This window comes from Enterococcus sp. BWB1-3 (assembly GCF_016745275.1).
Classification (GTDB): Bacteria; Bacillota; Bacilli; order Lactobacillales; family Enterococcaceae; genus Enterococcus_L.
This window is the reverse complement of the sequence record NZ_JADOEP010000010.1, coordinates 39,152-52,767: the sequence shown is the minus strand read 5'-3', so window position 1 is coordinate 52,767 and position 13,616 is coordinate 39,152. Positions and strand designations below refer to the sequence as shown.

Below are 13,616 nucleotides of genomic sequence, written 5' to 3'. Positions count from 1 at the left end.
GCAGCTCCAGGAAGGTATCCATTCACAGCTATTCATTTTATGACTAGTGTTCCTTGACAATTTTCGGATATTCCGACTTATTGACATAAATCACTACGATTGACTTGTCAGAGTAGATGATGCATGTTACCTATTTGGTTCTTGAGGGGGAACACTTCTGCTCCTGCGGTTACTCGTCGCAGTTACGTTCGTATACGTGCTCCTGCGGTTACTCCTCGCAGTTACGTTCGTATACGTGCTCCTGCTATTACTCCTCGCAGTTACGTTCGTATACGTGCTCCTGCTATTACTCCTCGCAGTTACGTTCGTGTACATGCTCCTGCTATTACTCCTCGCAGTTTATTCGTGCATGTGCTCCTGCGGTTACTCCTTGCAGTTATATTCGTGCATGTGCTCCTGCTATTACTCCTCGCAGTTACGTTCGTGTACGTGCTCCTGCTATTACTCGTTGCATGGAGAAGCTTTGGCACAACCCTTTTTCTTTATATTTATACAACTGAATTTTTCTATTGCTATACCACTTATTTTCCTAAACAAAACTGGCTGAACAACTGTGTAATCAACTCATCCTGCACACTGTCTCCGACAATCTCTCCCAGATAATCCCAACAGCGGGTCATATCTATTTGAACCAGATCTACAGGCATGCCTACTTCAATCCCTCGAATTACTTCTTCCAATGATAACACTGCCTGATCCAGTAAAGCGATATGACGAGTATTGGAAACATAGGTCGCATCTTTCTCACCTGTTTTACCACCAAAAAACAACTCAGCAATTTTTAATTCCAACTGTTTCATTCCTGTATTGGATAAAACAGAAACCGGAAGAATTTCTTCTACTTCTGCCAGCTGAGTCAGCTCTTCTTTATCTAACACAGAGGGTAAATCCATTTTATTTAGTAAAATAATTCGCTTCAGTCCTTTTGTTGCTTCCAAAAGCTGCCTGTCTTCAAGTGTCAATTCTTCATTCTGATTTAATACCAGTAAAATCAGATCAGACTCTGCCAGTGCTTTACGGCTGCGTTCCACACCAATCTGCTCCACAAGGTCTTCCGTTTCACGAATCCCTGCTGTATCGATCAGCTTCAGAGGCACTCCGCGAACATTGACATATTCTTCAATTACATCTCTGGTTGTTCCGGCAATATCTGTGACAATCGCTTTTTCTTCCTGCAGCAGATGATTCAGCAAGCTTGACTTCCCAACATTTGGACGACCAATAATTGCTGTACTCAGTCCCTCTCTTAGGATTTTCCCCTGCTTGGCTGTTGTCAGCAACCCCTTAATTTGAGCTTTAACAAAAACAGCTTTTTCCAACAGAAGTCTAGTTGTCAGCTCTTCCACATCGTCATATTCAGGATAATCAATATTCACTTCAACCTGAGCCAATGTTTCTAAAATTTCCTGTCGCAATGACCGGATTAATACAGATAAATTTCCATCCAGCTGATGCAGCGCTACTTGCATGGCTTTGTCTGTTTTTGCCCGAATCAAATCCATTACTGCTTCTGCCTGAGATAAATCCATTCGTCCATTTAAAAAAGCTCGTTTAGTGAATTCTCCCGGTTCTGCCAGACGTGCACCTTCCCTCAATAGCAGCTGCAGCAGCTGATTAACAACCACAATACCACCATGACAATTGATTTCCACGACATCTTCTCGGGTAAATGTTTTTGGTGCTCTCATTACTGAAATCATCACCTCATCAAGCAGTTCATTTGTTTTCGGGTCAAAAATATGACCATAATGAATGGTATGGGATGGTACCTCTTCTAACTTCTTGCTGCCGAAACGATAAACGCTGTCTGCAATCGCAACAGCCTCATCTCCGCTCAAACGAACAATGCTGATTGCTCCCTCTCCAGGAGGTGTGGAAATAGCGGCAATTGTATCAAACTCCAAAGTCACTTGCTGCATCATTCTCTTCCTTTCTCTGTATACCTATGTATAAATAAAAACAATATTCTATATTTAAGCTACAAAAAAAGCGCCCACTCCACCCTTTGTCCTTAAAAGGTTGGATTTAGCACTTTGACTGCTTTATTCCGTCTGTTTTTTACTGGAAATAGAATAGCACAAATTTAATGATTACGCAATACAGACTCTTTCAAATTGCTTAAACTTTAACAGATATTAGCTTTGCTTTTCCTTCTATTAATCATTACAATAAAAAGGACATAACTTTAGGAGGTAAACATTATGAGTCGAAATAATAATATTCAAAGTTTGGAAGATCAGATCAGCAGCATTACCCTGTCTACAGGAAATATTAATAAGAAATATATTTTGCGGGATATTATTTTTGCAGCTGACCGAGTAGAGGAGGACTTGTTTGCTCCAGAAGCAGATCCGAACGCTATCTTTGCAAATGTCTGCCTGAAGCTGAAGCAAATGGCGTTTGAATATCATGCAGATGCAGTAATCAACTGCCATTTTGAAGAAAAACTAGTTGTAAAAGAGGATGAGAAATTTATCGAAATCTTTGCGTATGGAACCGTTGTTCAGTATACACCGACCACAATAGGATAATTGAAACAGAAGACCGGGAAACAAAATCCTCGGTCTTTTGCTTTTTCAAGATAAATGACCTGTAAAGCGGGTCATTTTTTTCGCAGACCTATGAAATAATTGCCTGCAATTAGGGAGACTCTTTTGATAAAGTATGGAAAGGAATGATTACTTTGAGAAAGAAGGGTTCAAATGAAAGATGAACTGAAAAAAATCCCCGGTATTCTTGCAGGGATTATTATTATTTCCATAGGATTGAATTTTTTCCTGCTTCCTCATGGCATAGCTTCCGCTGGTGTAGGCTCCATTGGCTATCTTCTTGAAATACTCTTGCTCATTGACCGCACAGTTATCGTTTGGAGTGTAAATCTGCTGATGCTTTGTCTGGCTTTTTTATTTCTGAATCGAGATGTATTTCTAAAAACACTTCTAGGCAGCCTGATGTTTCCAGTCATTTTGAGCTATGTTCCAGTTGTTTCTGTAACCAGATTTTTCCCAGTTGCTTTGATTATCGGCAGCTTCATGTTCAGCCTGGGTATATTCATCCTCTATCAGATTGGGGCTTCTAATGGCGGAGTGACTGTTCCGCCGCTGATTTTTAATCGTCATTTTGGCATGGATCGTGCAACTGGTGTTTTTTTAACGAATCTCGTGATCATTTTATTAAATTTTATTGTTTTTGGTGTTCGAGAAGCTGTTGTCTCAGCTATTTCGATCTATCTCATTGCCATTTTTATGAAAAAAATGATGCAGATAAAAGAAACAGCCGCCGAAAGAAAAAAAGATGCGATAAGAGATTTATCTAACTAATTAAGTAAACATTAAAAATAACAGTAACATACTCACTATTAACAACTATTAAACAAGAACGCTATAGAGTCTATTACAACTGAAACGCTTGTATTGATTATAAGGATTGTTTTAATACTAAGTTTATAAGACCATTTATTTATGACAAATAAAAAAACCTGATTATGGGAATCAGGCCTGGGAGAAGCGTATTCGCTTCAACTACTTTATCTCCGTATTGCCTACGTTGATAAGAATGATTTCGTAGTAAATATACTTTGTTTGCACTCTTTTGTCAATGAATTTTGAAAGATTCCTATTAAATAATCATTTTACATTCATATTTCTGAAAAGTTTTTTGAAAAATACATAGGACTATTTTTATTTTGACAGTTCTACCAAGGCCTTTCTGAAAACAATGGACGAAAGTCTTTCAAAGAGGTACGATAAATAAAAACGAGGAGAATAATTATGCTAAATACAATAGATATGCATTGTGATACAATAATGAAAATTTATCAAAGCAAGCAAAATGGATCAGCAGAATACCTAAGAAGCAACACGTTTCAAATTGACCGGAAAAAACTGAAGAAGGGAGAATATCTGCTTCAAAATTTTGCCCTATTCATGGATAAAAAAGAAACTGCTGATCCCTACAAAACCTGCAAAGAAATGATTGCTTGCTTCTATGAGGAAATGGAAAAAAATCAGGATTGGATTAAACCTGTTAAAAGTTATGCAGACATACAAGCCAATCAAAATGACAACCTCATGAGTGCGCTGCTGACGATGGAAGAGGGAGCACCTGTTTGCGGAGATTTGAAAAAGCTGGAGGAGTTTTATCAGGAGGGAGTTCGGATGATGACTCTTACCTGGAATTATCTGAATGAAATCGGGTTTCCAAACGCAGCATTTTTTAATGAAGAAACACAGACTTTGACGACTGCTCAGCAAGGCTTAACAGAACAGGGAACAGCCATCGTCCAGCGTATGGAGCAGCTGGGAATGATCATTGATGTCTCTCACGGCTCAGATCAGCTGGTTGAAGATGTTCTGACTCACACTAAAAAACCATTTGTTGCCAGTCATTCAAATGCCCGTGCTGTTTGCTCTCATTTTCGAAATCTGCCCGATCCTCTGATTAAAAAAATTGCCGAAAGAGGCGGTGTAATCGGTATAAACTACTTTGACCTGTTTCTAAAAGAGGAAAATAGGTTTGTGTCGCTAACTGATGCATTTATTGCTCACGTGAATCATTTTCACACTATCGGAGGGATTGATTGTATTGGTCTAGGATCAGATTTTGACGGCATTCCTGTCTCATCTGAACTGCCTGATGCTTCTTCTGTCACTAAACTGTATCAGGCACTGGACCAAGCCGGCTACTCTTCCGGGGAAGTAGAAAAGATTTTCACCGGAAATGTTCTTCGTCTTTATAAAGAGTGTTTATAGCAGCCGATCTTATTTATAATAAAAATAATGCTTTTAGACGATCCAATTCTATAACTATGGAGCGAAAAAAACTTTCCCGACTAGGTCCTCATAATCTATGCTACAAATGAATCGGGCAAGAGGTTAATTATTAGTTGACTAGCCGACCTCTCACACCACCGTATGTCAGACTGTCTAACAAATACTTCAACATAAAAAATCTACTTTTGATTTTGCTCACTCGCAGTTCCAAACGACATCAAAATAACAAAAAATAAAAGCTTCAGAATCATTTGATTGCCAATAACCTTTTCAAAAATAGTTCAACCAGCCTCGTAATAGCTGGTTGATTTTCTCGATTCAATAGTTTATCCTTAGCCGCAACTGCAGCCGATTTTACAGTATTCGTTCTTCTTCATTTCAGTTAAAAGTAGGAAGTTCAGCACTATATCTGCTGCTGAAGAACTATCTACGGTTACAATTTCCTGTGAGCGGTTTCCTAACACCTTCCCAAGTTGCTTAATTTCTTATTCATCTGATAATCCCAAGATAAACTCTTAATTTTCTTTGATCTCAGCTTTATCAACTTTTGTAATTAAAAATGATGACTAGTGCTCTTGACCAAACTATAGATTACATTAAAAGATAGTCTATAAATGGTGTTCAATGATAGAAAATGTCTGCTTGTATGTTTCATATGTTACTATATAGCCGTACAAATACTGCCCCACAGAGAACAGCAGCCATCAGTAGGTTGATCCAAAGCGGTTTCATTTTTTTGATTCTATTGATTTCATTTACCTTGCCTACTTGCTAAAAGTCAATTATGTATTTCCCGTCCTATCTCCCTATCATATTCTTTTAAACACAGCATGTAGCCTTTGGAGCGAACAGTACGTATAATCATCGGATCTACCGCATCAGATTCAATTTTTTCCCGCAAATGAAAAATTAAATTTGCCACTCGATAGTTTTGATTATTAAATTCTTTATCCCATATTAATTCAAATAATTCTTTGTATATGACAGTATTGTTTTTATTCTTATAGAGAATTTCCATAGTTTTGTATTCTAGACGAGTCAAAGGAATTTCTTTTTTCCCATTAATCTTCACACTATGATTTCTAGGAATAAGTTCCAGTGATTTTGTACCTGACATTACTTCTTCTTCCGGTTCTAACTTTTTTAAGTGCTTTCCTTCATAAAAAAATGCTTTTTTACATTTGTTTAAATTATTTGAAATAAATAATTGAAGTTCATTGGGTTCCAAATCCTCCGGTATAATACCTAATGCACCTAATTGCAGATAAACACTTCTCATAATTTTTTGTAGGTTGGAGGACATAACCCATACATATACATTTGGCTTCTCTTTAAGTTTCAACAGGATACTACATGTACAAGCTGTATCCTGTACAGCATCTTCACAAATAATCATTCCATCACATTCAGACTCTCTTTCTTCAAAATTATCTGCAGTTAACTGAACTACATTAATATCATTTTTTTCCAGAATTTCTGAATAGGATTCTTCAAATTTAATTGATAGATTAATAACACCTATGTTCATGACAGGAGTCTCCTTTTCTTTTTTTCTAAATTTCAATTTCTATCCAATTTAATTAAAAAATAATTTCTTTTCCAAACATAATAATGAAATAATTTTTAATAAAATTAGTATTTTTACACACTTCATTTTAGAACAATCTATTTTATAAGTCCATACTATTTCTTATATTTTTTTAAAATAAAAACATGATTAAATTAATTATATATAACACATTTAACTATTTGTTTCGAAAACCAACAGATAGATTTTTATTTTATCTAAAATAAAAATGATTTATATCGTTCATCAAAAACAAATAAATTCAATATATTTGTGGATAACGAACTAAAATTATTTTTAAAAAAAGAGATGCTTACTCGCTCTTTTTAAATATGTCTTGTATCTTATTTTAGACTGCATAACTCTAAGAGCTTAAAATCCAAACTACAAGCCGGCAAAACTATCCTTTTATGTGACTCTAATACCTGTTGAAATAGAAGTATATAAAAAATAGGAATCAATCTCTTCTAAAAAAGATTGATCCCTATTTTGCTTCTAGTTCATTTTTACCTGATCTTAATCCTAAATAATGACTCGCTTTAATTTTAACAAACTATTATTAGACAGTATCCCTCATTTATTCCAACTATTTAGTAGTATTTTTTCGACGGTTCTACAACCAAATAGCGGTAAGGTTCATCACCTTCAGAATGTGTTTTAATATGCTCATCTTTACTTAAAGCAAAGTGAATCTGTTTTCGTTCAAAGGCTGGCATAGGCTCCAGAAAGACCGGTTGACCGGTACGTTTCACTTTTTCAGCTGTCCGATCTGCCAAACGTTTCAACACCGCCTGACGCTTCTCACGATAGTCACCTGCATTAACAACTACTGACAATTTATTCGCCGCTGCTCTATGGATAAAGACCTGTGCCAAATACTGCATAGCATTGAGAACTTTTCCATGTTTCCCAATCAGAATCCCCTGCTTATTGGAATCTAAATGGAAAATCACATGATCTGTTTCGCGTTCCACACGAACCATCGCCGGAGCATTTAACTCCTTGGAAATATTGGTCAGATATAAAGCCAACTCAGTAATAGCCGCTTCATCTTCCAAATTTTCCAATGATTCTGCCGATACAGAAGAAACTTCTGTACTTTCCATTTCTTTTACTGCCTGTTCCATCCCTGATGCTTCATGAATTGCAACGATATCCTCCACGACATCTTCTACTGCTTCAGAGATGTCTTCACTAACTGTAGGTTCAACGGAAACTTGTGCTGCCTTTTTTCCAATTCCCAGAAAACCTTTCTTTCCTTCAGATAAAACAGTAATTTCTACAGCCTCTTTCGTTAGCTGCAGGGCACTCAGCCCTTTTAAAATTGCTTCTTCAACCGTATTGCCTTCATAAATCGGCATGTCAAAACCCCCTTAATTAGCGTTTTTTATTTCTTTTTTTCTTAGGATTTTTAGCTTTTTGAAGGGCTCTTTCAAGCTCTTTCTGCTGACGAACTTTTTCTTCGCGTTCTGCTTTGATTTTAAACGGATTGTTAATCATCAGTGTCTGCACTACTGAAAAGGCATTGGAGATTACCCAGTAAAGCGATAGTCCGCTGGCCAGATTCAGACCCATCATAAAGATCATTACCGGCATTACATAATTCATGATTTTCATTGATGTATTTGATTCCAGCTGACTCATGCTTGTCAAATAACTGCTGGCAAAAGTAAAGGCTGCCGCCAGGATCGGTAAAATCAGGTAAGGATCAGGGGAAGCCAGATTCAACCACAGAAAGCTTCCTTCTTTTAATTCAGGGACACGAGAAATTGACTGATATAAGGCCATCATGATCGGCATTTGAACCACTAAAGGCAAACAGCCGGCATATGGATTTACACCATTTTCCGAATATAACCTCTGCTGTTCTTCACGGAATAGTCGTTGTGTTTCCGGATCTTTGGACGCATATTTTTCCTGCAGTGCTTTCATCTGAGGCTGTATTTCCTGTGTCTTCCGCATACTCTTTGTCTGGAAATGCATTAATGGAAGTAAAATAACACGAATAACTAATGTAAACAGGATAATCCCGACTCCTGAGTTTCCTGCAAGTGACAGGAACTTAATAGCTTCAGCAAAATAATAAACGATATAACGATCCCAGATCCCTGTACTGTCCTGACTGATTGGTTCCGTTCCGCAGGCTGATAATACAAATACTAACATGACTAAACCAGCCATTAACAATAGGCGCTTATACTTTTTCACAAATCTTTTCCTCTCTCATTTTAAAATTTTTGCAAGGTTTAACACGTGCTTCAAATTTGTCATAACTTCTTCTGAAGTCAGATCCTGAACCCCTTGTCTGGCTATAATAATAAAATCATACGATTCATCAATCTGATCTTTCAATGTGTAGATCGATGCACGTATTTTTCGTTTCACAGCGTTTCTGGTCACTGCGTTCCCAATTTTTTTCCCAACAGAAATCCCCACACGAAAATGTTTTTGTTCCCTTTTCAAGATATACACAACAAATCTCCGATTCGCATAGGAGTCCTTACTTAAAAATACTCGCTGAAATTCTTTTTCTTTCTTCACTCTGTAGGATTTTTTCATTGTCATCCCTTGTTTCCATTCTTTTTACTTACCATACAATGATAGCATATTACTGGTATTATTTTCATCTTATTCCTGTTAAAAATTAGTCAAAGAATTCTAATATTTTAATTTTATTCAGCCTCATTTAATCATGTTTTTACAGCGTAACTATTATTTGGGTATTTCTGAGTACCTAATCAAACAAATTCTCAAAAGCAGCAAGGTTATTTTGATACGCTTTTTATCCGCAATTCGTTAACAATAAAACAGAAGCGTTCAGATTGCTCCGACTCTGTCAGACACTTAATTCTGAAAAAAGAACCCTTTATTATCTTTACATCAACTGTGTTGTATAGATAATAAAGGGCTCTTTATTTATAAGTGATATAAAAGTTGATTTGCATTGTTTACGCTGAAATTACTTTTCTACCTTTACGACGTCTGCTTGCTAATACACGGCGGCCGTTTTTAGTGCTCATACGTTTACGAAATCCGTGAACTTTCTGACGCTTACGTTTATTTGGTTGATATGTTCTTTTCATTAATTCCACCTCCTGAACTGCTATCTATTCATCAAATATATAGACATACTTTGACAGTATAACGAATGATTGCCTGATTTGTCAATAAGAAATCCAATAAATAACTTTCTTTTCAAGCTAAAAGTTATCCACATCTTTTTATTTTAAGTGGATAATTTGTGGATATCTTATTTTTGTCTTTCTTTTACCCACCGGTTTTCCAGCTACTTTTACACAAAAAAACAGCCTGTGCAAAAGATATGCACATCCATCGACAGGGTTGTGGATAAGTCTTAAAAACACTTTATTATCAATGGAAATTTTCCACTTTTATATGTGGATAACTAGAAAAAAGGAGAGTTACCCACATCCTATTTTGCATGTGTGGATAACTTTTTCCCGTTTTGTTGATTTATTTTCCACAATATTCATTTGCCTGTGGAAAAAGTTCAGGAAAAATGCTAAAATCTTATTTGCGAATCAATAATCGACAAGAGAGAATTATACTTAATTATAAGGAGGTTCCATAATGCCCGACGTGGAAAGTGTCTGGAGAAATTTAGAAGCAGCTTACCAATCTGTTTTATCTGCCCCCAGCTTTGATGCATGGATAAAAACCACTCATCCGCTGAAACTGGAGAACAGCCAGTTATGGCTGGAAGTCCCCTCTGCTGTTCACAGAGATTACTGGGAAAAAAATCTGGCAGCCAAAATTGTAGAGGTTGGTTTTCAATTAACCGGCAGCGAAATCATTCCGCATTTTGTCGTCAGCGGAGATCAGGCAATGATGGCTCCAGAATTAAAGGAGACATCGACGGAAACAAAAGAAATTGATGAGTATGGGAAAAAAGCTATGCTTAATCCCAAATACTCTTTCGATACATTTGTAATAGGAAAAGGAAACCAAATGGCCCATGCTGCGGCTTTAGTTGTTGCAGAAGATCCCGGCTCTATCTACAACCCTTTATTTTTCTATGGGGGAGTTGGACTTGGAAAAACCCATTTAATGCATGCCATTGGTCATCAAATGCTGCAAAATCAACCAAATGCTAAAGTAAAATATGTCAGCAGTGAAACATTCACTAATGAATTCATTAACTCCATTCAAACAAAAAAGTCAGAAGAATTCAGGAATGAATATCGAAATGTGGATCTTCTGCTAGTTGATGATATTCAGTTTTTAGCAGAAAAAGAAGCAACCCTGGAAGAATTCTTCCATACCTTTAATGATCTTTACAATGAAAATAAACAGATCGTTCTTACCAGTGACCGACCGCCAAATGATATTCCAAAGCTGCCGGAACGACTGGTTTCTCGCTTTGCATGGGGACTTTCTGTTGACATCACACCTCCTGATCTGGAAACCAGAATTGCGATTTTAAGGAAAAAGGCCGATGCAGAACGTCTTGAAATTCCTGATGATACACTCAGTTACATTGCTGGTCAAATTGATTCTAATATCCGGGAACTCGAAGGAGCATTGGTTCGTGTACAGGCATACGCAACCATCAACGGGCAAGACATCAATACCAGTCTGGCAGCGGATGCTTTAAAATCCCTAAAATCAATTGGCAGCCGAAATGATCTTTCCATCCTGCAGATTCAGGAAGAAGTAGCCAAATACTATCATATTCATTTAAAAGATTTAAAAGGGAAAAAGCGAGTAAAATCAATCGTCGTTCCCCGACAAATTTCTATGTATCTTTCAAGAGAAATGACGGACAGCTCTCTACCAAAGATCGGGGCTGAATTTGGCGGAAAAGATCATACTACTGTTATTCATGCACATGAAAAAATTCAGCAGCTGATCGAAAATGATCCGATTATTCAGAAAGAAATAAGTGAAATTAAAAATCTGCTGAATCCGTAATTGTGGATAAGTTTTCAAAAAGCACAAAAGTTATCCACAGGTTATCCACAGGCAAAACCATAGTCTTTTCTTACAAAATTTAACTTTTCCACAGAATTAACAGGACCTACTACTTTTATTATTCTTTTATATATAAATAAAACTAAGCAATCCACAGATTTTCAATCTGTTTTTGAGTCAGATAAATATCAAGACTGACGATCTCAAACATAGAAAAAAGAGAACAGGTAACACAGAAAGTATCTGAAGAATTACAATGAATATGGTATGATAAAAAAAGAGTTTGATATTTTAGAAAATAAATAGACAGTATCAAAAGTCTGAAAATGATTCTGGAACACCATATAAACAGCAGACAATAATTCTTTTGTAGAAAAAATTGTCATGCAAAACTAAAAGGAGCGTCGAATGATGAAACTAACAATTAAGCGCAGTATTTTTCTGCAGGAGCTGCAAACTGTTCAAAGAGCAATTTCGTCAAAAACAACCATCCCAATTTTAACAGGGGTCAAAATTGTTCTAACTGATGAAGGACTGTCTTTAACTGGGAGCAACGCAGATATTTCTATAGAAAGCTTTTTAAGTGTTGAAGATGAAAAAGCACAAATGACGATTGAAAAAACAGGCAGCATCGTTTTACAAGCTCGTTTCTTCGGTGAAATCATCAGAAAGCTCCCGGAAGAAACAGTTACTTTGGAAGTATTGGAAAATAATCAGGTAGCCATAACTTCAGGAAAAGCTGATTTTACAGTAAATGGTTTAGACGCAGACAATTATCCTCATTTACCGGTAATCGATGCAAAAAATCAAATCAAGCTTCCAGTACACTTGCTGACAAAAATTATTAATGAAACAAGCTTTGCGGTTTCTCTTCATGAAAGCCGTCCTATTTTAACAGGGGTTCACTTTGTCTTGGAAAATCAAAAGCTTTTAGCAGTAGCAACAGATTCACACCGTCTGAGTCAGCGGATTATTCCAATTGAACAGACAGCGGAAAATTTCAATATTGTTATTCCCGGGAAAAGTTTACTGGAACTTTCTCGCTCCTTCACAAATGAAGAAGAAATGGTTGAGATCAGTATTATGGAAAACCAAGTCCTTTTCAAAACTAAAACAATGTATTTCTACTCCAGGTTACTGGAAGGAAATTATCCTGACACCAACCGCCTGATTCCGACAAGTTTCAATACAGAAGTGGAGATTGAGGTTCCTGAGTTTTTATCAGCGATCGAACGTGCATCCCTGCTTTCACATGAAGGTCGTAACAACATTGTTCGGTTGGCTATAACCTCTGAATCTGTTTTCCTTTATGGCAATTCCCCTGAAGTAGGGAAAGTTGAAGAATCATTAAATTACGAGAAGGTATCTGGAGATCCATTGGAAATTTCCTTCAATCCAGACTACATGAAGGCTGCTTTAAGAGCTTTTGGTGATACAACAATCACTATGAAATTCATTTCGCCAATCCGTCCGTTTACTTTGGAGCCGACAGAAGCAGATATGAATTTTATCCAGCTGATAACACCAGTTCGTACAAATTAATTTGAATAATTGAAAGAAGCTGCTCAATAAACATTATTGAATGGCTTCTTTTTTTGAATAAATCCATAGAAAAATCTGCTCGGTTAAGGTGATAATACTGAGAAACAAAAAAACAGCAGAAAAGGAGTTTTTTGAAAATTTTTCTATCAGTACCCCTCCTATAACAGGCCCTATAGTAGTTCCTGCTTTGACAATTTCCAACAAGCCAAAAAAGAATCCTTTGTTTTTTTCGTCAGCAAAAGAATCAATCAGATAATCAAAATTACTTCCCAGCAGGACTTCTGCGAGACTGTAGCTTATAACCATTAAGCTACAGAAGAACCAATCTGCACTTTGAGCAACAAATAGAGGACTGACCGCAAACAGACAATTGCTCAGTGCAATAAGTTTCAAGGCAGATTGTTTTTTCAGAAAGTAAAGAGCAGGAAACTGAAATAGCAGAATTAAAAGAAAATTTACTGAGAGCATTAAACTATAGCGATCTTTTCCTAAGCTCATCAAATTGCTTGAAGTAAAAAATAAGGAAACTTGTCGATTGAAATTAAGTATTCTGAGTTTTTCCTCTTTTCTTTCTTGATTCTCTGAGGTTCTGACAATTTTTTTGTAACAAAAAAATATATGCAGTAGTAAAAGAAAGATTTCCGAAAATAAGCTAAAGCAAAGGTCCAATAATGCTCCATCGGAAATACAGACATATCTCAAATTAAAAATAATTTTACGATTTTGTATAGTCGAATTAGATGAATTTTTATACATAAATAATAATTATCAGATATCTGTCTATGATATTCTCTATAAGCAGT

The 13,616-nt window shown here is 36.4% G+C and carries 13 protein-coding genes; 5 read left to right on the top strand and 8 right to left on the bottom strand.

Annotated elements, in window-relative coordinates:
- Window positions 1–521: 521 nt before the first annotated feature.
- On the bottom strand, window positions 522–1,919 hold the full coding sequence (gene mnmE / locus IW492_RS08835; RefSeq protein WP_202067251.1) for a tRNA uridine-5-carboxymethylaminomethyl(34) synthesis GTPase MnmE: 1,398 nt from the start codon (window positions 1,917–1,919) through the stop codon (window positions 522–524).
- Window positions 1,920–2,201: 282 nt separating this feature from the next.
- Here mnmE and IW492_RS08830 point away from each other — a divergent pair, with 282 nt between their 5' ends.
- The 3 genes from IW492_RS08830 to IW492_RS08820 all read left to right on the top strand — a co-directional run bounded on the left by IW492_RS08830 (window position 2,202) and on the right by IW492_RS08820 (window position 4,751).
- Window positions 2,202–2,531, top strand: coding sequence for a hypothetical protein (locus IW492_RS08830; RefSeq protein WP_202067250.1), 330 nt, complete (start codon window positions 2,202–2,204; stop codon window positions 2,529–2,531).
- Window positions 2,532–2,702: 171 nt separating this feature from the next.
- Window positions 2,703–3,320, top strand: a complete 618-nt coding sequence (locus tag IW492_RS08825) for a YitT family protein (RefSeq protein WP_202067249.1) — start codon at window positions 2,703–2,705, stop codon at window positions 3,318–3,320.
- 450 nt (window positions 3,321–3,770) lie between these two features.
- Window positions 3,771–4,751 carry a dipeptidase gene (locus tag IW492_RS08820; RefSeq protein WP_202067248.1) on the top strand — a complete coding sequence of 327 codons (981 nt, stop codon included), beginning with the start codon at window positions 3,771–3,773 and terminating at the stop codon, window positions 4,749–4,751.
- Between the two features lie 291 nt (window positions 4,752–5,042).
- Here IW492_RS08820 and IW492_RS18645 read toward each other — a convergent pair whose 3' ends face one another.
- The 6 genes from IW492_RS18645 to rpmH form a co-directional block, all read right to left on the bottom strand.
- Window positions 5,043–5,090, bottom strand: a complete 48-nt coding sequence (locus IW492_RS18645) for a hypothetical protein (RefSeq protein ID WP_420705913.1) — start codon at window positions 5,088–5,090, stop codon at window positions 5,043–5,045.
- Between the two features lie 460 nt (window positions 5,091–5,550).
- Window positions 5,551–6,336 carry a winged helix-turn-helix domain-containing protein gene (locus tag IW492_RS08815; RefSeq protein WP_229441371.1) on the bottom strand — a complete coding sequence of 262 codons (786 nt, stop codon included), beginning with the start codon at window positions 6,334–6,336 and terminating at the stop codon, window positions 5,551–5,553.
- Window positions 6,337–6,929: 593 nt separating this feature from the next.
- Window positions 6,930–7,700, bottom strand: a complete 771-nt coding sequence (gene jag, locus IW492_RS08810) for an RNA-binding cell elongation regulator Jag/EloR (protein ID WP_202067246.1) — start codon at window positions 7,698–7,700, stop codon at window positions 6,930–6,932.
- A 16-nt stretch (window positions 7,701–7,716) separates the two neighbouring features.
- Window positions 7,717–8,547 (bottom strand): YidC/Oxa1 family membrane protein insertase, encoded by an 831-nt coding sequence (locus tag IW492_RS08805; protein ID WP_202067245.1) that lies wholly within the window; start codon window positions 8,545–8,547, stop codon window positions 7,717–7,719.
- A 15-nt stretch (window positions 8,548–8,562) separates the two neighbouring features.
- A complete protein-coding gene (gene rnpA / locus IW492_RS08800; RefSeq protein ID WP_202067317.1) occupies window positions 8,563–8,898 on the bottom strand; it encodes a ribonuclease P protein component in 336 nt (111 codons plus the stop codon).
- A gap of 389 nt (window positions 8,899–9,287) precedes the next feature.
- On the bottom strand, window positions 9,288–9,422 hold the full coding sequence (rpmH, locus tag IW492_RS08795; protein WP_002356012.1) for a 50S ribosomal protein L34: 135 nt from the start codon (window positions 9,420–9,422) through the stop codon (window positions 9,288–9,290).
- 508 nt (window positions 9,423–9,930) lie between these two features.
- On the opposite strand from rpmH, the gene dnaA reads away from it, so the two are divergent.
- Together dnaA and dnaN are read left to right on the top strand one after the other, a co-directional pair.
- The gene (gene dnaA / locus IW492_RS08790) at window positions 9,931–11,271 is read left to right on the top strand and encodes a chromosomal replication initiator protein DnaA (protein WP_202067244.1); all 1,341 of its coding nucleotides are present in this window, start codon (window positions 9,931–9,933) and stop codon (window positions 11,269–11,271) included.
- Window positions 11,272–11,682: 411 nt separating this feature from the next.
- Entirely contained in the window at window positions 11,683–12,813 is a 1,131-nt protein-coding gene (gene dnaN, locus IW492_RS08785) for a DNA polymerase III subunit beta (protein WP_202067243.1), read from the top strand.
- 33 nt (window positions 12,814–12,846) lie between these two features.
- On the opposite strand, the gene IW492_RS08780 is transcribed toward dnaN, so the two are convergent.
- A complete protein-coding gene (locus IW492_RS08780; RefSeq protein ID WP_202067242.1) occupies window positions 12,847–13,311 on the bottom strand; it encodes an MFS transporter in 465 nt (154 codons plus the stop codon).
- Window positions 13,312–13,616: the final 305 nt, after the last annotated feature.